This window comes from Flavobacterium pectinovorum (assembly GCF_006438875.1).
Classification (GTDB): domain Bacteria; phylum Bacteroidota; class Bacteroidia; order Flavobacteriales; family Flavobacteriaceae; genus Flavobacterium; species Flavobacterium pectinovorum_A.
This window is the reverse complement of the sequence record NZ_RCZH01000005.1, coordinates 360,642-382,742: the sequence shown is the minus strand read 5'-3', so window position 1 is coordinate 382,742 and position 22,101 is coordinate 360,642. Positions and strand designations below refer to the sequence as shown.

Sequence of the window (22,101 nt, the reverse complement as noted above, 5' to 3'; positions counted from 1 at the left end):
TACAACATGAAAAAAATAATTCTTATTGGTATATTTTCAGCATTGCCAATTGTTGTTTTCAATTCCTGCAATACTACAACATCGCAAACATTAGCAGCAAAAACTGCCGATGATGATTCGTACATCACAATCGATACGTCAAAAATTCCGGACGATCAATTTGGAGAATCCGTTCGTTATGGAAGAGAATTGATGCTAAAAACGGCTTATTATATTGGTCCAAACGGAATTAAAGGGAAATATTTAGGCAATAAAATGAATTGTACCAATTGTCATCAGGATGCCGGTACAAAACCTCATGCCTTCAATTTAATGTCTTCACACGATAATTATCCGCAATATCGCGGACGTGAAAATAAAGTTTTAACACTTGCTGAACGTGTTAATAATTGCATTATGCGTCCACATTCCGGAACACCGCTTCCGCTGGATAGCAAAGAAATGGTTGCTTTTTTATCGTACTTTAAATGGATCAGTAAATTTGTTCCTAAAGATGGGGATTTTAAAGGCGCTAAAAATTTAGAAATCGAATTTCCGGATGTTGCCGCAAGTCCCGAAAGAGGAAAAGCGCTGTTTGTTGAAAATTGTGCCCGTTGTCACGGAAATAATGGCGAAGGAGTGTACAATGCCGATAAATCCGGTTATACTTATCCGCCGCTTTGGGGAGAATACGGTTATCAGCCGGGTTCTAGTATGCACAGAGTTATCAAACAGGCGCAATGGCTAAAAAGCAATATGCCTTATGATAAAGTAACTTTAGGAAAACCGTATCTTACAGATAAACAAGCGCTTGATATTGCCGCCTATGTAAATGATGATGCGATACACACAAGACCAAACCCAAAAACATTTGATTATCCTAACAAAATGGGCAAACCAATTGATTACTCACATAGCCCTTTTCAGGATAACTTTACCGAAGAACAACATAAATACGGTCCTTACAAACCCATTATTGCCTACTGGAAAAAGAATGGATGGAAAGCCGTTTACTAACTTATTAACTACGCTTACTTTTTAAACCTGAACAATAAAACAATGAAACCAAACCTAAAAAACAGACAAATTTTAAGTAGAATATTGATTATGTGTCTTTGCATTTTCAGTATTCCATTGGCTGCACAACAACTAAAATATACCGATGGCAATGACAGCTGGAATCCTAATTTGTTAGGAAATCACCGTGTTGCAGTCGAATTTACCGGCAAAGAGAATGTTGCAAAAACAACAATCGAATGGCGCAGAAGAGACGAAAAACCGGAATTAAAAAGAATCATTGTTCAAGATGCTTCAGGAAAAGAAATTCAAAATGTAAAAATAGCTGATATCAACAGAGAAAAAGGTACAATTTATTTTGAACCGGTTTCAGGAAAAGGAACTTATTATGTGTATTATATGCCTTATATTGATGAAGGCGATGCTAATTACCCTAAAGGAGTTTATGCTAAACCGGAATATAAAGCTGATGCACAATGGCTGTCTAAAATCAAACCTAATTTAGCTGATAATTGTACCGTTAAAGAAATTCAGAGTGTGAATGCTTTCAATAGTTTTTATCCAATGGAAGTTATCGCAACTGCGGCTGAAACAAACGATATTGTGGCAAAAAACAGCGGAAGTTCATTCTTAGTTTTCCCTGAAGACAGAACGTATTCTATTAGAATGAGAAATGATTTACCACAAAGATGGATTCAAAAAGGAGTTCAAAGCACTTTTGCAGATACGGCGTTAAAAGGAGAATATTTAGCATTTCAATTGGGCGTTTATGCGTTACAGGATTTAGGAAATGTAAAAGTTACTTTTTCAAATTTAATCAGTAGTAACGGAGCTCTAATTGAAGCAAAAGATATCAACTGTATCAACACCGATGGAGTTCGTTACGACGGATCTCCTTTTACTGCAAATGTTTCTGTTTCTAAAGGAAAAGTACAAGCAATGTGGTGCGGAATCGATATTCCTCAAACCGCAGCGGCAGGAACTTATACCGGAAAAGCCACCGTAATTGCTGACGGAAAATCTACAGTAATCAACCTACAAATAAAAGTAACTGACGAAGTGACTAAAAACGGAGGAATCGATTTCCCAGAGAAAATGACACGCCTAAAATGGTTAAACTCAACTTTGGCACAGGAAAATACCGTTATTGCACCTTATACTCCACTTGTTGTTAAAGATTCTGAAATCTCATTATTAGGAAGAAAATTAGTTTTGGGCACCAATGGATTTCCAACCCAAATTCAAACTTATTTCACTCCTGAAATGACAAGTATTGGTACAAAAGCCAATGATATTTTGAGTGCTCCATTAGCATTTCATTTTGTGGATGCAACAGGAAAAGAATCCTTACAATGGAAAAATACAGGACTTAAATTCACTAAAAAAGAAGCTGGAACTATTGCTTGGGAAAGCACTTCTACGTCACAATCAGTTCAAATGGATGTGAATGCTTCAATTGAATTTGATGGTTTTTTACATTATACTGTAAAAGTTACAGCGCTTGAAGATCTTACTTTTAATGATATTAATTTTCAAATGCCTTTTCAGCCAACATCTGCAAAATACATGATGGGATTAGGTCAAAAAGGCGGTGATCGTCCTACAACTTTCGACTGGAAATGGGATGTAGCTCATAAAAATCAAGATGGTGCCTGGATCGGAAATGTAAATTCAGGATTGCAGTTTTCTTTACGTGATGAAAAATACAGCCGTCCGTTGAACACCAATTTCTATTTGCAAAAACCACTATTATTACCAACTTCTTGGGGTAACGAAAATAAAGGTGGAATCACAATTGCACCAAATCAAAAATCGGTTTTGGTAAATGCTTACAGCGGAGCCCGCAGCATGAAAAAAGGGGATGTTTTATATTATAACTTTAATTTATTGATTACACCTTTCCATAAAATTGACACAGATTTTCAATGGGATACTAAATTCTATCACAAATACAGTCCAATTGATACCATTGCAAAAACTGGCGCAACGGTAATCAATATTCACCATGCAAATGCTATAAACCCATATATCAACTATCCTTTTATCGAATTTAAAAAGATGAAAAGTTATATCGATGAAGCGCATGAAAAAGGATTAAAAGTAAAAATTTACAACACGGTTAGGGAAGTTTCAAACAAAGCTTATGAAACTTTTGCTCTAAGAAGTTTAGGTCATGAAATTTATTCTCCGGGAAAAGGAGGCGGATTCTCTTGGTTACAAGAACACGTTGGAGAGGATTATATTGCAGCGTGGTTTGTACCGGAAATTAAAGATGCTGCAATCGTAAATAGCGGAATGAACCGTTGGCATAATTATTATGTTGAAGGAATGAATTGGCTGACACAAAACGTTGGTATTGACGGAATTTATCTTGATGATGTAGCTTTTGACAGAATCACTATGAAACGTGTAAAAAGAGTTCTTACTAAAGATGGTCACCCTGGAATTATCGACTTGCACAGTGCGAATCAGTACAATAAAAGCGACGGATTTAACAATAGTGCCAATTTATATATGGAGCACTTTCCGTACATCAATAAACTTTGGTTTGGAGAATATTTTGATTACGAAAAAAACCAACCAGACTTTTTCTTAACAGAAGTAAGCGGAATTCCTTTTGGATTAATGGGCGAAATGCTGCAAGGCGGAGGAAATCCTTGGAGAGGAATGGTTTACGGAATGACTAACAGATTACCATGGAGCGACAATGCTGACCCAAGAGAAATCTGGAAATTATGGGATTCTTTCGGAATCAAAGGTTCTGAAATGATTGGATATTGGAGCGAAAACTGTCCGGTAAAAACTAACAACGATAAAGTTTTGGCAACAGTTTACAAAAAGAACGGTTCAACATTAATTTCGATTGCAAGCTGGGCAGATTCTGATGTAAAAGTAAAACTAACAATCGACTGGAAAAAACTTGGAATCAATCCTGCAAAAGCAACAATCACAGCTCCGGAAATCACAAATTTCCAACCGGCACAAACCTTTACAGCAAAAGATGAATTGCCTGTATCAAAAGGAAAAGGATGGTTGTTGATTGTTAAATAATAAGAAATTGCCCGTATTATTTGTCATTTCGATCCCGAGGCTTCGGGATCGAAATGACAAGATTGGGTTTTGATTGCGAATGATGGATTAAAATCCATCCCTACAATATATTTTGTTCCTTCGGAACTGCTCGAACAAAGATTTGATTTTATCATAGAAATCGAAATAACAAGATTGCGAAAATATTATTATGAAAATAATTGCCTAGCCGCGATAGAAGTGGAAATCCTTTTGTGGCGGTCCCGAGGCTTCGGGAGCCACAAAAGATTGAAACGGATTGCTTCGCCAGTTCGCACTTTCAGGCTCGGGTGCGGGATTAGCTCCTGAAAAAAGATTTCATTAATACAAAAAATAAATTTGGTTGCTTTTGAATTCAAAAGAAGTAACAAAATTAACTACCAAATAACCAACAATAAAAAGCTCTCCATATGAAACTTAAACCTTTCTTATCCATTCTACTCTTTGGAAGCCTGTTTGTCAACGCACAAAATAAAACCACTATAAAAGAATACAAGAAAGTATTTACGACTTATCCGTTTTCAGATCCGGATCCTATTCCTAAACCGGATACAAAGGTTTATCCCTATTTCCGTTTTGATGGATTTACAGACAAACCTGTTCAAAAAGAATGGAAAGTTATTGAGCTTGAAAACGATTATATTAAATTAATGATTCTGCCAGAAATAGGCGGAAAAGTTTGGTCGGCAGTAGAAAAATCAACTGGAAAAGATTTTGTTTATAACAATCATGTCATCAAATTCAGAGATATTGCCATGCGTGGTCCGTGGACAAGCGGTGGTGTAGAAGGTAATTACGGAATTATTGGGCATACGCCAAATTGCGCTACTCCTGTAGATTATACTATTATTACAAGACCTGACGGAAGCGTAAGTTGTGTTGTTGGAGTTTTGGATTTATTGACGCGTACTTCCTGGAAATTGGACATCAATTTACCAAAAGATAAAGCTTATTTTACTACAAATTCATTTTGGTTTAACTCGACAGAATTTGAGCAGCCTTATTATACGTGGATGAATACCGGTATAAAAGCTGGCGAGAATCTGCAATTTATCTATCCCGGAAAAAGCTATTTGGGTCACAATGGTGAACACAATTCATGGCCAATTGACAAGGAAAATGGTAAAGATTTATCATTCTATAAAAACAATAATTTTGGCGGTTATAAATCGTATCACGTTTTTGGTAAATACGACGATTTCTTTGGTGGATATTACCATGACGAAGATTTCGGAATGGGAAGATACGGCAATCACGATGACAAACCCGGCAAGAAAATATGGATTTGGGGATTGTCGCAACAAGGAATGATTTGGGAAAAATTATTGACTGATACTGATGGTCAATATGTAGAAGTACAAAGCGGAAGATTGTTTAATCAAGCAAGTGAAGGCAGTAATTTAACTCCGTTTAAACAACGTTCTTTTGCGCCTTATCAAACAGATTCGTGGACAGAATATTGGTTTCCGGTAAAACAAACAAAAGGTTTTGTAAAAGCCAATAATTATGGAGCCGTAAATGTAAAAAACGAAAATGGCTGGCTGAAAATCTATTTTTCTCCCCTTCAAAAACTAAACGAGAAATTAGAAGTTTTTGATAATGATAAGAAAATCTATTCTAAAGATATTTCGGTAAACACTTTAGAAGTATTCAAAGATTCGATTCAGGTTTCGGTTAACGAAAATAAATTGAGATTGACACTTGGTGAAAATAAATTGGTTTGGAATTCGGCGCCGGAAGATGGCGATTTAGCTCGTCCGCTAGAAATGCCAAAGGATTTTGACAACAATTCAGTTTATGGATTATATCTGCAAGGAAAAAATTATATCAGTTTTAAAGATTATGTAAAAGCAGCAGAAAACTTAAATGCCTGTCTAAAAAAAGATCCAAACTATGCTCCTGCTCTATCTGCTTTGGCATCTTTACAAATTAGAAAATTGCAGTATAAAGAAGCTGTAATTTCGGCAAGTAAAGCTTTATCTATAGACACTTACGATCCTGCCGCCAATTATTATTATGGGCTTGCAAATCTGCATTTAGGAAATACAACTGATGCCAAAGACGGTTTTGATATTGCCGCTGCAGGTGTAGAATTCCGCAGTTCTGCGTATACTGCTTTGAGCAAAATTTACTTTAGTGAAAACGATCAGTCAAAAGCGATTGAATATGCCGAAAAAAGTTTGCTAAACAATCAATACAATCTGGAAGGTTTACAAGTTTTGGCAGTACTATATCGTCTGCAAAACAATGCCAACAAAGCAACCGAAACCTTAAATAAAATTAATACCCTTGATCCTTTAAATCATTTTGTTGGATTTGAAAGATTTCTTTGGGAAAATTCAGCAGCATCAAAACAGCATTTCACATCACTAATACAGAATGAAATGCCGGAACAAACCTATCTTGAATTAGGAATTTGGTATCAGCATCTGGACCGCAATGAGGAAGCTTTAAAAGTTTTTTCCCTTGCGGCTCCAAGTGCTGAAATTATATACTGGAAAGCATTTTTAGAAAACAAACCTGTGGATTTATCTAAAATACAGCCAGGAATCAGCTTTCCATTCCGTGGAGAAACAGCTATTATTCTTGAGAAATTAATCCAGACAAACGATCAATGGCAATTGAAATATCATTTAGGATTAATTGAATGGAATCGTGATAATCTTTCAAAAGCTAAAGACTTATTCACACAATGCGGTGCTAAACCAAATGATCCGGCTTTTTATGCCGCAAAAGCATCTTTGTTCAAAGACGATTCGCAATTGGTCATTGCAAGTCTTCAGCAAGCGCTAAAATTAGATAATCAGGGATGGAGATATCACAAACTATTGGCAGAGCATTATATTACTCAAAAGCAATATGATAAAGCGTTGGCAATTGCTGAATCCTTTTATAAAAAACATACCGAAAATTATCTAATGGGAATGCTGTATGCCAAAACATTATTATTGAATAAAAAATATGTTGCAGCAGATGCTTTTTTAACCAAATTGGAAATTCTTCCGTTTGAAGGCGCAACAATCGGACGTCAGTTGTATCATGAAGCTAAATTGATGCAGGCTGTAGCCGAAATGAAAAACAAGCAATACAAAAAAGCATTACAATTTATTGCCGATGCAAAATTATGGCCGCAAAATCTGGGCGTAGGAAAACCCTATGACGTTGATATTGACGAAAGACTGGAAAACTGGATGGATTATCAATGTTACACAAATCTTGGTGATACTGAAAAAGCAAAACAATCTTTGCAAAAAATCACTACTTTTAACCCTAAAATTGATAATACGGTTATGAATTTCTTACCCGCAAATCAATTGGTTTCGGCTTGGGCTATCGAGAAAACTTCTTCGGCAAAAGAAGCAGAAACGTGGTTGAAAAATCAAGCTGGTTTATATTCAACAAACAAAATTGTACAATGGAGTTTAGAGATGTACACTAAAAAACAATCGGATATTTTAACCGCCGATGAAAAGGATGGTGAAGTCAGAATTATAGAAAAACTTTAAAAACTAAACATTATTAAACCAAATACAATGAATAAACTTTTTTTAAAATGTTCCCTTTTCAGCATTGTCTTGTTGGCATGCCAAAATATTGAGGCACAAAATGCTGACCAAAATAAAGAAGATATATCAGCTTACAGAGTTACACCATTAAAAGTTCACGACTTAGTACATACCAAGCTCGAAGTATCATTTGATTATGGAAAACGTTATTTATTTGGAAAAGAATGGATTACTCTAAAACCTCATTTTTACGAAACTGACGCTCTTACGCTAGATGCTAAAGGAATGGATTTTAAAGAAATTGCGATAATTGAAGGAAAGAAAAAAACACCTTTAAAATATACGTACGATAACGAACAGGTTTTTATTACGCTGGACAGAAAGTACAAAAGCACTGAAAAATACATTATTTACATCGACTATACAGCAAAACCAGATGAATTAAAAGCAAAAGGAAGCGTTGCAATTACAGATGCCAAAGGTTTGTATTTTATAAATCCTGACGGAAAGGACGACAAACCAATCCAAATCTGGACACAAGGCGAAACAGAAGCATCATCTGCATGGTTTCCAACAATTGACAAACCAAATCAGAAAACAACTGCCGAAATTGCAATGACGGTTGAGGCAAAATATGTTTCTTTATCAAATGGAAAATTAGTATCGCAAAAAGCCAATAAAAACGGAACTCGTACGGATACCTGGAAAATGGATGTCCCACATTCTCCATATTTGTTTATGATGGCTGTTGGAGATTTTAAAATCTATAAAGATTCTTATAACGGAAAAGAAGTTAACTACTATCTGGAGCCAAAATATGCGCCATATGCCAAGCAAATCTTTGGAAAAACTCCTGATATGATGAAGTTTTACGGTAAAATTTTAGGCGTAGAATATCCTTGGGTAAAATATTCTCAAATTGTTGCCAGAGATTATGTTTCCGGTGCGATGGAAAATACATCCGCAACTTTGCATGGTGAATATGTGCAAAAAACCGAAAGAGAATTATTAGATGACAATCAGGAAAGTACAATCGCTCACGAACTTTTTCACCAATGGTTTGGGGATTATGTAACGGCAGAATCCTGGTCTAACTTAACGATGAACGAATCTTTTGCCACTTTTGGTGAAGTACTTTGGCACGGTCACGACGCGGGACAAGACGCCGAAGACAGATCTCGTTATGAGAAATTACAAAACTGTCTGCGTTCTTCAAAAGATGGAATTAGTCCGCCTTTGGCACGTTTTTATTACAAAGACAAAGAAGATATGTTTGACAATATCAGTTACTCAAAAGGTTCTATCATATTATATGCAGCAAAAAATCAAATGGGCGACGAGGCGTTTTTCAAATCGTTAAACCGTTACTTAACAACAAATGCATACAAATCCGGAGAATCACATCAATTGCGTTTAGCAATGGAAGAAGTTACCGGAAAAGACTGGAGTCCGTATTTTAACCAATGGTATTATCAGGGAGGAAATCCAATCTTGAACGTAGAATATGGATATGCAAACGGAAAAGCTACAATTGCGGTAAAACAAACTCAGGCAAGTTCTGTACAAACTTTTAGTTTGCCATTAAAAGTTGATTTTTATGTAAACGGAACTAAGATTAGAAAAGACATTTTGATTGACCAAAGAGAGCAGAATTTCAGTTTTGATGTTCCTGCTCAGCCTACTTTTACAGATCTTGATCCTGATAAAATTTTAGTTGGTCAGGTTATCGACAACAAAAAAGTAGCGGATTATTTGTTCCAATATAAAAATGTTCCGTCTTATTATAACAGAATCGAAGCGATAAAATATGCCACAAAAGAGAAAAGTCATGATTCACAATTGATACTTTTGGCAGGTTTAGAAGATCAACAAGATGATTTGCGTGTTCTAAGTATAAAAGCAATTGATTTAAGTGACACTCAAATCAAAGATGCAGCAATCAAGACTTTGCTAAATATTGCAAAAAATGATAAAAAGACAAGTGCGAGAGCAGCCGCAATTATAAAATTGGCTGGAACTGGCGATGCTTCTTACAAAGAATTAATGCAGGAAAGCATCAAAAACCAATCTTATAATGTAATCGCTGCCGGAATAACGGGATTGTCAAAATACTCAGCTGAAGAATCTGATAAAGCATTATCGACTTTAGACGAGGATACTAAAAAACATGTAACGCTTTTAATCAAAAGATTAAGTAAGTAAAATAATTTAAAAAAAAACATGATTTTATAATTAGTACTTTAAATATTATGTCTTTTTCAAGACCTCTCTAATTTGTTTTATTAGAGAGGTTTTTTTTTAGAAATTACTGTAAAAAAGCAATTCTAAACCCGACAGTCCCGAAGCCAAATATCATACATCTTTGATAGTGAAGCACATAAATCTCTCATAAAAGAGCAAAATCGCAAAGATTTTGTCATTTCGATAGAGGAGAAATCCTCGCAAGTAACTCCGCAACGAAAATCCAATCTTTGTCGAGCTTCTCGCGAGGATTTCTCTCCCGAAGCCTCGGGATCGAAATTGACAATATTGTGTTTAAGCTTTGCGATTTTGCGAGATTAAATTTTAGTTTATAAAAAGCTTAACTTAATGGAACAAGTTGTTAAGGACAATATCACGTCAGGTTGCTTCTTTATTTCGATTATTAGAAAATAAATCCATTTCATTATTTAAGATACATATTTTTATATTTTTTTGTTTCCATCGGAACATCTCATCGGTAGTCAAATAAATACAGCATTTTTTATTTTTTTTTTGTTCCATCGGAACATTTCATTGGTAATCAAATAAATACAGCATTTTTTACGTTCCGTAGGAACGTTTGATTTTATAAATAATAACGGCAAAAATGCATACGGATTAAATACACCATTTGTCAAACGTCCTTACAGGACGATATTTCTCACGATCTATTTTTATTCTACTACCAATGAAATGTTCCGATGGAATAAATTGTGCCTGACAATATCTTATCAGGTAGTTTTGGATAATTATTTTTGATTTTAAAAGTCTGAAACCTCGAAAAATTGATAATCTCATGTCCGATCTCTAAAAATGTGCTCGAGAACACCAAATAAGTGTGTTCGAGCACATTTTTTGTGTTTTTTCTTGGTTAATCAAAATATATTCGATAGTTTCGTTACACAATAAAAAATAAGCATCTATTTATTTCTGATTTTAATAATTATAACAACCTTATTTACAAGCTAATAAATAAAAATTAAAGCCTTTTAAATAAAAACAATTAGACGAAAACCCATAATTTTTTAGGTTTCTGTTTTTTGAAACCTCTCTAATCTGGTTCATTAGAGAGGTAATTCAAAAAGTAACTAATCATCTATCAAATGAAAAATATATTTTACTTCTTTCTTGCTTCAATATTAGTTTCCTTTTCTTCTATAAAAGGCGCTTCTTTCATTGAAAAAAACAAAATCGAAAATCCTAAAACCAAAATTTCTTTGCCGCTTGCCGGAAATGCTTTTAGTTCTAAACATATTGACGGAAGCAATACTATTACAGAAAATGGCATAGAAAACTGGACAGACTCAAAAGAAATTTTTACGGCTTATTTCAGAATTGCCAAAACAGGAACTTTTCAAATCACAGTTGAAGAATCAGTTGAAGTTTTTGGAAAATCAGAATTGGAATTCTCGATCAACGGAATTTCTAAAAAAGTAAAATTTGATACTACAAAAAAGGCAATTACCGTTGGAAACTGGAAAATCAATAAAGAAGGTTATGTCGCTATCAAAATAAGAGGAATCAGTAAAACCGGAAATCAATTTCCGTCCATTAATCGCCTAACAATTTCAAGTGAAGATTATGATGGCAAAATCTCTTATGTTCCTAATAACGAAGGAAACTTTTATCATTGGGGACGCCGTGGACCATCGGTACATCTAAATTATCAGGTTCCGCAAACTACCAATGCCGAATGGTATTATAACGAAGTTACCGTTCCTGAAAATGAGGATAAAATAGGTTCGTATTTTATGGCAAACGGTTTTGGCGAAGGATATTTTGGAATTCAGGTAAACTCAGCAACCGAGAGAAGGATTTTATTCTCTGTCTGGAGTCCGTTTAATACAGATGACCCGAATAGTATTCCGGAAACGCATAAAATTAAAATGCTTAAGAAAGGGGAAAACGTTCACACAGGCGAATTTGGAAGCGAAGGTTCTGGCGGACAAAGTTATCTGCAATACAATTGGAAAGCGGGAAATACTTATAAGTTTTTGCTTCACGGAGTTCCTCAAAACAATAACAGCACCAATTACACCGCTTACTTTTTTGCTCCTGAATTGAACAAATGGCTTTTAATTGCCAGTTTCAATCGTCCGCAAACCAATACTTATTTAAAAAGATTTCATTCTTTTCTCGAAAATTTTATTCCGGAACAAGGCGATTTATCCCGTAAAGTTTTATTCAATAATCAATGGATTTGCGATGATAAAGGAATTTGGTCAGAAATTAATTCTGTTCTTTTTACAACAGATAATACTGGCGCAAAAGAATACCGAATGGATTTTGCCGGCGGAGTCGAAAAAGGTTCATTTTATCTAAAAGACGGAGGATTTTTTAACGATTATACGATACCCAAAACAATTTTTACCAGACCATTAAACAACAAAAAACCGGAAATCAATTTTAGCACTTTGCCTTAATAAATTAATTTCAAAACTAAACTTACCTATGAAAACCAGATTTTTAAAATTTATTCTAATAGCTTTTGTTTTGTTCGGAGGAACAATTGCATCAGCACAAATGATTAAAACCAAAGCACCATCGCGTCCAAAAGGGCAACAAGATGTTTTACGTTTGGCTACAGACCCCATTCCTACTGTTCGCGTTGCTTTTATCGGACTTGGAATGCGTGGTCCTGGAGCTGTTGAACGTATGACGCATATTCCTGGGGTCGAAATCGTGGCACTTTGCGATATGCTGGAAAAAAACACACAATCGGCAAATGAAATTCTAACCAAAGCCGGACTTCCAAAAGCACAGGAATTTTTTGGAGACGAAAATACGTGGAGAAAAGTAACCGCGTTACCAAATGTAGATTTAGTTTATGTTGCGACAGATTGGAAACATCATGCGTTAATAGGTGTTCAAGCAATGAAAGATGGAAAACACGTTGCAATTGAAGTTCCCGGAGCTTTAACAATGAAGGAAATTTGGGATCTTATCGATACTTCCGAAAAAACCAGAAAACATTGTATGCAACTTGAAAATTGTGTTTATGATTTCTTCGAATTGACGACATTAAACATGGCGCAACAAGGTTTATTTGGAGAAATTCTTCACGCTGAAGGTTCTTATATTCATGGTTTACAACCTTTTTGGGGTGAATATTGGAACAATTGGAGAATGGATTATAATATTAAACATCGTGGAGATGTTTATGCCACGCACGGAATGGGACCTGCTTGTCAGGCTTTGAATATTCATCGTGGTGACAAAATGAATTTTCTGGTTTCTATGGACACAAAAGCAGTTGGAAATCCTGCTTATATCAAAGAAAAATCCGGTCAGGAAATTAAAGATTTTAGAAACGGAGATCACACAATGACAATGATTCGTACTGAAAACGGAAAAACAATTCAAATTCAGCACGATGTTACTTCTCCTCGTCCTTACAGCAGAATGTACCAATTGAGCGGAACAAAAGGTTTTGCAAACAAATATCCTTTGGAAGGTTATGCTTTAGACGGTGACAAATTAGGTGATGATGTAAAACCAAATCACGAAAAATTAAGCGCACATTCTTTTGTTCCCGAAGAAGTAAAAAAGGCTTTGATGGAAAAATACAAACACCCGATGGTGAAAAATATCGAAGAACAAGCTAAAAAAGTAGGCGGTCACGGCGGAATGGATTTCGTTATGGACTATCGTTTGATTCATTGTTTACAAAAAGGGCTTCCGCTGGATATGGATGTTTATGATTTGGCAGAATGGTCTTGCTTAGGTCCTTTAACGGAGATCTCGCTTGACAAAGGTTCTGTTCCTGTAGAAATTCCGGATTTCACTCGTGGTGGATGGAACAAATTACAAAAATTAGAGTTTTCAGAATAAATATTTATTGGTTAGTTGAAAGGAAGCAAGAGGGCAAGTCATGGTGCTCTCTTGCTTATTTAATGACATTTCTAAAGAAGAATTAAACGATAATTAAAATGAAAAAAATATACTTTATACTGCTATTTTCGATTTTCACAATTTCTACTATATCAGCCCAACAAAAGCAGACTTTTGCGATTAGCGATGGGAATTTTTTATTGAACGGAAAACCGATTCAGATTCATTCGGGTGAAATGCATTATTCCCGCATTCCGCAACCGTATTGGCGTCATCGCTTAAAAATGATGAAAGCTATGGGATTAAATGCTGTTGCGACTTATGTTTTCTGGAATTATCATGAAATTGCGCCCGGAGTTTGGGATTTTAAAACCGGAAACAAAAACTTAGCCGAATATATTAAAACGGCTCAGGAAGAAGGTTTGTTTGTAATCTTACGTCCGGGTCCATATGTTTGTGCCGAATGGGAATTTGGCGGTTATCCGTGGTTTTTACAAAATGTTCCCAATATGGTTATTCGCGGAAACAATGCGGCATATTTAGCGGCTACAAAAGCTTATTTTACGGAGTTATACAAACAAGTCGCGGCTTTGCAAATTACCAAAGGCGGACCAATTATTATGGTTCAGGGTGAAAACGAATTCGGTTCTTATGTAGCGCAACGTAAGGATATTTCGCTTGACGAGCATAAAAAATACAGTTCAGTCGTATTTCAGCAATTAAAAGATGTTGGTTTTGAAGTTCCGTTTTTTACCTCAGACGGAAGTTGGTTGTTTGAAGGTGGCGCTTTGCCGGGTGCATTGCCAACTGCAAATGGCGAAAGTGATATTACTAAACTGAAAAAAGTAGTCGATCAATACCATAATGGACAAGGTCCTTATATGGTTGCTGAATTTTATCCTGGTTGGTTAGATCATTGGGCAGAACCGTTCCCAACGCAAACTGCGGAAGAAACAGTTCAGCAAACTAAAAAATATCTAGACAATCAGGTTTCATTCAACTATTATATGGTACATGGAGGAACTAATTTTGGGTTTACCTCTGGCGCTAACTATGACAAAGAGCACGATATTCAGCCTGATATGACATCTTATGATTATGATGCTCCAATTAGTGAGGCTGGTTGGGCAACGCCAAAATATAATGCTTTAAGAGAATTACTAAAAACAAAAGAAACTCCCGCAGTTCCGGAGAAAATGCCAGTAATCACAATCCCGAATATTACTTTAACAAAAGTTGTTGATTTAGCCGATGTAAAAGCTAAAATCACACCAATCATAAATGATAATCCGTTAACATTTGAGCAATTAAATCAAGGTGATGGTTATGTTTGGTACAGCAAAAGATTTACTCAGCCTATCAGCGGAAAACTGGAATTAAACGGATTACGCGATTATGCCATTGTTTATGTAAATGGAAAAAAGATTGCCGAATTAAACCGTTATTACAAAAAATACGATTGCGAAATTGAAGTTCCTTTTAATGCAACTTTAGACATTCTGGTCGAAAATATGGGGCGTATTAATTATGGTTCTCAAATTAATGCCAATAATAAAGGAATCATTAGCCCTGTTATTATCAACGGTGAAACGATTACCGGCGATTGGAAAATGTATCAATTACCAATGACGCAGGAACCAAATTTGGATGCCTACAAAAATTCTGGAAAAGTAAACCGCCCAACGCTATATCAGGGAACTTTTGAACTTAGTAAAACCGGAGATACTTTTCTGGACATGCGCGATTTTGGAAAAGGAATTGTATTTGTAAACGGAATCAATATTGGCCGTTACTGGAGCGTTGGTCCACAACAAACACTTTATTTACCGGGATGCTGGCTTAAAAAAGGCAAAAACAGCATTATGATTTTCGAACAAAAAAATGATGTTATTCAAAAAGAAGTAAAAACTTTAAATATTCCAATTCTCGAAGATTTAAAAGCTGAAAAAGGACAATAGTAAACCTTTTTTATCCTAACAGGTTTTTAAAACCTGTTAGGTATTATCTATTTAATTTATAATCTAAAATTAAATCTACTTTAATCTGCAGAATCTGCGTGAAAAAAAATCTTTTTAATCTGTCGCCAAAAAATTTCACGCAGATTCTGCAGATTAAAGCAGATACACGCTGATTTTATTTACAAAACAATAAGTAATGTAACTAAATATTTCTAAAATCTTTGACTTATTATTACCTTCAAAGTCAGAAAAAGACCTTGCAGGATATCGCAAATACCAGTAAATATTATAACTAAAAAAGCCACCCGACGTTCATCGGATGGCTTTTTGCTTTTATTAAATTCGGAATTACTTCCAGTTAAAAGTAATACGTTTTTCAATTTCTGAACTTAAACTCAAAAACACCGGACAAGTCATTCCGGCACGTTCCAGAATAGTTCTACTTTTTTCGTCTTCAACACCTTGCATGTCAAAAACAATTTCGATTGCACCAATTCTTCTTGGTTCAGCGTTCATAATTTTCGTTACTTCGGCAGTCGAACCACTAAAATCTAAGTTCAAATCGCGTGCTTTGATTCCCATAATAGTCATCATGCAGCTTGCTAAAGCATTGGCAACTGTATCAGTTGGAGAAAAAGCTTCGCCTTTTCCATTATTATCTAGTGGTGCATCAGAGATTAATTCGCTCCCCGATTGCGTATGAATTGAGCTCGTTCTTAAATCTCCTAAATAGGTTACTTTTGATGTCATTAATTTGCTACTTTTAAAGTTAAATCGGTGTCATAATATAAAATGTAAACACCTTTATTAGCGTGTCCGCCGTCTTCTTTTTTATAATATTGAAATTTATTATCAACTTGTTCTGTTGTCATTAAATCTGCTGTTTCCTGATATGTTTTTCCTTGTACCAAACGCATCATCGCATCAAAAGTTACGTCAAATCCACGCGTTGCGTACGTATTTGGATTCACTTTGTTTTTTAATCGGTATTCTTTTTCGAAAATTAAAACAGGCTGTTCATCACTTTCTCTTGTAACAGAAGGATACATTAATTTCAATTTTACCAGGTTATCAAAACTAATTTCGTCTGTATCAAGTGTACTGTTTGGTTCTAAAATCACCAATTGTACCTGACATGTTTTTTGTGCATCAAGCAAAGCCTTAATGGTAGTTTTAACCATGGCAGTATTACCTGTTTCCATTACTACATAATTCATTCGGTTTGGCAATAATGAGCTTTTTAAGTTCGCTACATCCAATCCTCCAGTTTCAGTCAAAGCAGCAAAAACAACTCCTTTTTGGTTTTGTTTGATATAGTTAACAACAGATTCTTTTTTCTTGTCTACTACCGCAACAATATTTCCGTTTTTAGAACGCATATAATCAAAAACTGCATTTCTAACTACATCATTTGATGGTATTGTCTGGTATAAATTATCAATTGGATTCGCCGAATCTTTTGATAATGGCGAGATCACAGGAACATTGTACGAATGCAATGCGTTAGCCGTAGTTTCGGCATTACTTTGATAAAATGGTCCAACAACAGCATCTGCATCCTGTAATTTATTCTGAGCAATTAAACTCGAAATATTCGAAGAACTTTTAGTTTCCTGAGAATCATAAATCGCTACATCAATTGGCAATTTTAAAGTTTTGGCCGAATCAATCGCCATCATAGCTCCAGAATAAAAATCAAGAGTCATATTCAGGAACTTATCATTTTTGATTCTGTTAGCCGAACTTGTAGTATCATTTTGCATTTTTGCCAAATTAAAAGGCAATAATAAAACTAACTTTTTACGCTCAGTCTGACCTCTTTTTTTAGTCAACTCCACTATTTCCGGATTTGCAGAAACAGTTTCAGATTTTACTTTATCAACTACTTTAATACCCGCAGTACTTTCAGTTGATCTGTCAATGGCTTGTTCAGTAGCTTTTTCAACAGGTTGTGCCTGAGGAATAATTGCTTGTGGCGCTAAATATCCTGCAGGAACTTTTAAAACCATTCCTTCTTTTACACCTTCAGCAAGCGCAGGATTTAAGGCTGTTAAATCTTCTTGAGAAATATGAAAAGTTCTGCCTAAACTATAAAAAGTTTCTTTCGGTTTTACCTGATACTCCATATAAGAAGTTGCTTTTTTTGTAGTTTCAACCGCTTTTTTAGTTTCAGCAGGTTTAGCAACATTCGTTACGGTTTGAGCAGGAGTTTCCGTTTTAGGAGCTGTACCTTTTATAGTCACTCGATATCCTACCGGCAAACTCGAAACAATTTCAGGATTACGTTTTTCTAAATCTTCAACTGTCGTATTGTATTTTTTTGCAATCGAAAATTTAGTTTCTTTCGCAATAACATCATGATATACATACTTTTCCTGTGCAACAGATTTTACAGCTTTGGCAGCCGCAGCTGCTGTTTTTACCGTTGATCCTTTTGCAGGAATCACCAATGTTTGCCCTATTTGCAAACCATCTTTTACTAAAAAAGGATTTGCTGCTTTTAAAGCTTCATCGGTAATATCATATTTTTTTTCAATTCCAAATAATGTTTCTTTAGGCTGTACCTCATGTGTACCTGGATTCTTACCCACAGTTTTTTTTGCTGCTTTTTCTTCTGTTTTAGAAACAGCTTTAGCACCATTTGTTGGAATCAATAAAACCGCATTTGGTTTTACTCCGTTTCTCGCATCCGGATTTAGTGCATAAATATCATAAGGCGTAACCTTAAATTTTAAGGCAATCTGGTTAACTGTTTCTCCGCTTGAAACCGTATATTTAACTACTTTTTCTTGTGAAAAAGCATTACAGGTTACAAAAAAAACCAGAGACAATAATGTTGAATAATATTTCATAATAGGACTTAAAACAATTTAATTTCTAATTCAAAAACAAGTTACTAATTCTGTTTAAAACAAGATTCTTGCCACTTGTTAATTTTGCGCTAATTATTGTCTAAGATCAATTTCTAACTTAGCAATAACAATCTCTTTATATAACTCCTCTTCTTCTTTTTTCTTGCATTGATAGAGCACTTCTTCCATATTTTCGAACTTATCCGAATAAACATAATACGAAAGACTGTTGATGTTAAAGAAGAAACTAGCGTTAAAATCACCAGAATCAATGAGTTTCATAATGAGCTTATCCCTTAGCGTCGCGTCTGTAAATATACCTAAAACTAAGTAATAGCCGTTTGAAACTTCTTTAAGATTATCAAAAATTTCAACCTTTATCGTCTTATTATTTTTAAGAGGATTTTCCTTAAGTTCACGTTTCATTTCTTCCAGCGAAATAGTTTTTGAAGCTTCCGCCGAAGTTGTTTTACTTTGATTTTTAACCGCTTCATCCTGATACTTTTTCAATTTTACCAAAGCCAGTTTATCATCAAATTTTCGGGCTTCCATACTATAAAATGAAGCTTTACTGATATGACGTTTTACTTCAATTTTTTTCTGAGTATCCAGGGAATCTATTTTTGCAATCAAAAGCTGATTTTGCGCATCGCCTTGTTCCTGATCGATTTTATAATGTTTGATTTCTTCTAAAAAAAGACGTTTCTGTAAAGAAGTTGAAGCTTTATTTTTCTCGCTTTCACGGATTTTTTTCTTGTATTCCTTATTTTCTTCAGAAGCAATTTGCTCTACTTTATTCATTAAACCAGCATATGCTTTTCGGTTTTCAGCTAATTCTTTCTTTAATTGAGAAGATAAATCGCTGGTTTTCCCGATGCTTTCATACGATTGTTTTTCCAGACGTTTCGATTCGTCTACATTCAAAATATCCATTCTTTTCAAATCGACCAAATCGTTGTTCATTGTATTTACTAATGAATCTAATTTTGCCATTAAAATATCCTGTACATTTTTATTGGCTTCCAGAACCAAACGCAATTTCTCAACCGAATTTTCCTTAGAACCGTTCATGTCATTCAGGTTGACTTTCAAATCATTAATTTTTATAATTTTCTTATTCATTTCTTTCTGAACAACCAATCTGTCTTTTAAATCATCAATTTCAACTGTTTTGGCTTTTGTTTTTTCGACTACGACTTGTTTTTCGGCAAGAGCCAACATCAATTCTTCGCTTTCGTTTGTTGGTTTAACCTCTTTGGTATTAATGGCTAATTTATTGCCCACAACCAATCCGTTTACAATTTCAGGGTTTTGAGATTCTAACTGATCGATAGAAATTCCGTATTTTTTAGCAATCGAAAATTTGGTTTCCTTTGGCTCGACCACATGAAAAACAGTTTCCTGATTAATCACGCGAACACGTCCGTCTAAAGTTTTTCGTTTGTTAGGAATTGCAACCGTCTGACCAATCTGCAATCCGTTTTGAAGAAGCTCTTTATTCAGGATTTCTAAATCCTGAACCGACACATTGTATTGTCTCGCGATGCTAAACAAAGATTCTTTGGCTACGACCTGATGTGTAACTTTAGAAGAAGCTGTAATTTCTGTTTTGGAAGGATTTGCAGTATTCTGCGGAATAATTAATTCCTGACCAATCTGAAGTCCGTTTGCAAGAATTGTGTTTGCACTTTGAAGAGCTTCGACTTTAAGTCCGTATTGTTTCGAAATGCTGTAAAGCGTTTCTTTGGCAACAACAACATGAGTATTTTGTTGGTCTGAATTTTGTTTTTCTACACCGTGAACCGGAATCTTAATAATTTGATTGTCTTTGATTCCGTTTTGTGCTTCGGGGTTGAGTTTGTAAATTTCATCAATCGAAACCTTGTATTTTTGGGCAATAAAATAGGCGGTTTCTCCTTTTTGAATTTTGTATTCAATAATTGAATCTTGCGCAGTTATTTTGTTAAAAGACAAAATAAACACAAGAGAAATCGTTAAAAACTCTCTCATAATTAGTAGGTTTAAAAAATTAAGGCATTACAAATGTAACGCCTTAATTTGAAAAACAATACTATTCCCACTCAATTGTTGCAGGTGGTTTTGAGCTTATGTCGTAAACCACACGGTTCACGCCTTTTACTTTATTTATAATGTCATTTGACACTTTCATCAAGAAATCATACGGTAAATGAACCCAGTCAGCAGTCATACCATCTGTTGATTCAACGGCTCTAAGCGCTACTACTTTTTCGTATGTACGCTCATCGCCCATTACACCAACACTGTTTACAGGAAGCAAAATTGCACCCGCCTGCCAAACTTTGTCATACAATCCCCAAGATTTTAATCCGTCGATAAAAACAGCGTCAACATCTTGCAAAATCTGAACTTTCTCAGGCGTAATATCTCCCAAAATTCTGATTGATAATCCTGGTCCCGGGAAAGGGTGTCTTCCTAATAATTCAGGATCTATTCCTAAAGTAGCACCAACTCTTCGAACTTCGTCCTTAAACAACATTCTGAGTGGTTCTACAATTTTTAATTTCATATAATCCGGCAATCCACCTACATTATGGTGTGATTTAATGGTTGCCGATGGTCCTTTTACCGAAACTGATTCGATTACGTCAGGATAAATAGTTCCTTGTGCCAACCATTTTACGTCTTCGATTAAGTGTGATTCATCATCAAAAACTTCGATAAATACACGACCAATAGTTTTACGTTTGGTTTCAGGATCACTGATTCCGGCTAATTCACCTAAGAAACGATCTCCTGCATCTACTCCTTTTACGTTCAATCCCATTCCTTTGTATTGATCTAATACGTTTTGGAATTCGTTTTTACGAAGTAAACCGTTATTTACGAAAATACAGTATAAGTTTTTCCCGATAGCCTGATGTAATAAAACTGCCGCTACAGTAGAATCTACTCCGCCTGACAATCCTAAAACTACTTTATCATTTCCTAATTTCTCTTTTAATTCTGCCACCATTTCTTCTACGAAGGCACCTGGTGTAAAGTTTTGAGGAACTTCGGCAATATCTACTAAAAAGTTTTTCAGCATTTTTGATCCATCTGTAGAATGGAAAACTTCAGGGTGATATTGAATAGCGTATGTAGTTTCACCTTCAATTTTGTAAGCAGCATATTCTACGTCATGCGTGCTTGCCAATTTAACAGCATTTGTTGGTAAAGCCTTGATACTATCGCTATGGCTCATCCAAACCTGACTGTTTTCTGAAACTCCGTTAAAGAAAGTTTCACCTTCCTTAATATAAGATAAATTAGCTCTACCGTATTCTCTGGTGTTCGAAGCTGCTACTTCACCTCCACTAAAATGTGCTAAGTATTGTGCTCCGTAACAAACTGCCAACATTGGAAGCTTGCCTCGAATTTGAGATAAATCAGGATGTGGAGCGTCTTCTGCACGAACAGAAAATGGGCTTCCGCCTAAAATTACGGCTTTATAAGGTGATAAATCACTAGGAAAGTGATTGTAAGGGAAAATTTCGCAGAATATATTTAATTCGCGAACTCTACGCGCAATAAGCTGTGTATATTGCGATCCGAAATCTAAAATAAGTACGTTGTGTTGCATGCGCAAAAATACTTTTTATATTCCAAAATGAAAAATCAGACAATGAA

At 35.2% G+C, this 22,101-nt stretch carries 11 protein-coding genes; 7 read left to right on the top strand and 4 right to left on the bottom strand.

Annotated elements, in window-relative coordinates:
- Positions 1-6 precede the first annotated feature (6 nt).
- The 7 genes from EAH81_RS09885 to EAH81_RS09855 all read left to right on the top strand — a co-directional run bounded on the left by EAH81_RS09885 (position 7) and on the right by EAH81_RS09855 (position 15,601).
- Positions 7-996, top strand: a complete 990-nt coding sequence (locus EAH81_RS09885; RefSeq protein WP_140506438.1) for a c-type cytochrome — start codon at positions 7-9, stop codon at positions 994-996.
- Between the two features lie 42 nt (positions 997-1,038).
- A complete protein-coding gene (locus EAH81_RS09880) occupies positions 1,039-4,047 on the top strand; it encodes a glycoside hydrolase domain-containing protein (RefSeq protein ID WP_241676544.1) in 3,009 nt (1,002 codons plus the stop codon).
- 428 nt (positions 4,048-4,475) lie between these two features.
- Positions 4,476-7,571 carry a DUF5107 domain-containing protein gene (locus EAH81_RS09875; RefSeq protein WP_140506436.1) on the top strand — a complete coding sequence of 1,032 codons (3,096 nt, stop codon included), beginning with the start codon at positions 4,476-4,478 and terminating at the stop codon, positions 7,569-7,571.
- Positions 7,572-7,598: 27 nt separating this feature from the next.
- Positions 7,599-9,773 (top strand): M1 family metallopeptidase, encoded by a 2,175-nt coding sequence (locus EAH81_RS09870; RefSeq protein WP_140506434.1) that lies wholly within the window; start codon positions 7,599-7,601, stop codon positions 9,771-9,773.
- 1,142 nt (positions 9,774-10,915) lie between these two features.
- Positions 10,916-12,235: a DUF3472 domain-containing protein gene (locus tag EAH81_RS09865; protein WP_140506432.1), complete on the top strand. Its 1,320-nt coding sequence runs from the start codon at positions 10,916-10,918 to the stop codon at positions 12,233-12,235.
- Between the two features lie 28 nt (positions 12,236-12,263).
- Complete coding sequence (locus EAH81_RS09860; protein ID WP_140506430.1) at positions 12,264-13,643, top strand: Gfo/Idh/MocA family protein; 1,380 nt, start codon at positions 12,264-12,266, stop codon at positions 13,641-13,643.
- 98 nt (positions 13,644-13,741) lie between these two features.
- Positions 13,742-15,601 (top strand): glycoside hydrolase family 35 protein, encoded by a 1,860-nt coding sequence (locus EAH81_RS09855; protein ID WP_140506427.1) that lies wholly within the window; start codon positions 13,742-13,744, stop codon positions 15,599-15,601.
- 348 nt (positions 15,602-15,949) lie between these two features.
- Here EAH81_RS09855 and EAH81_RS09850 read toward each other — a convergent pair whose 3' ends face one another.
- From EAH81_RS09850 to guaA, 4 genes are all read right to left on the bottom strand, one after another.
- Positions 15,950-16,351: an OsmC family protein gene (locus EAH81_RS09850; protein ID WP_140506425.1), complete on the bottom strand. Its 402-nt coding sequence runs from the start codon at positions 16,349-16,351 to the stop codon at positions 15,950-15,952.
- Positions 16,351-18,453, bottom strand: coding sequence for a LysM peptidoglycan-binding domain-containing protein (locus tag EAH81_RS09845; protein ID WP_140506422.1), 2,103 nt, complete (start codon positions 18,451-18,453; stop codon positions 16,351-16,353). The genes EAH81_RS09850 and EAH81_RS09845 overlap by 1 nt, the downstream gene beginning before the upstream one ends.
- Positions 18,454-18,546: 93 nt before the next feature.
- Entirely contained in the window at positions 18,547-20,463 is a 1,917-nt protein-coding gene (locus tag EAH81_RS09840; protein ID WP_140506420.1) for a LysM peptidoglycan-binding domain-containing protein, read from the bottom strand.
- A gap of 61 nt (positions 20,464-20,524) precedes the next feature.
- Complete coding sequence (gene guaA, locus EAH81_RS09835) at positions 20,525-22,054, bottom strand: glutamine-hydrolyzing GMP synthase (RefSeq protein WP_140506417.1); 1,530 nt, start codon at positions 22,052-22,054, stop codon at positions 20,525-20,527.
- Positions 22,055-22,101: the final 47 nt, after the last annotated feature.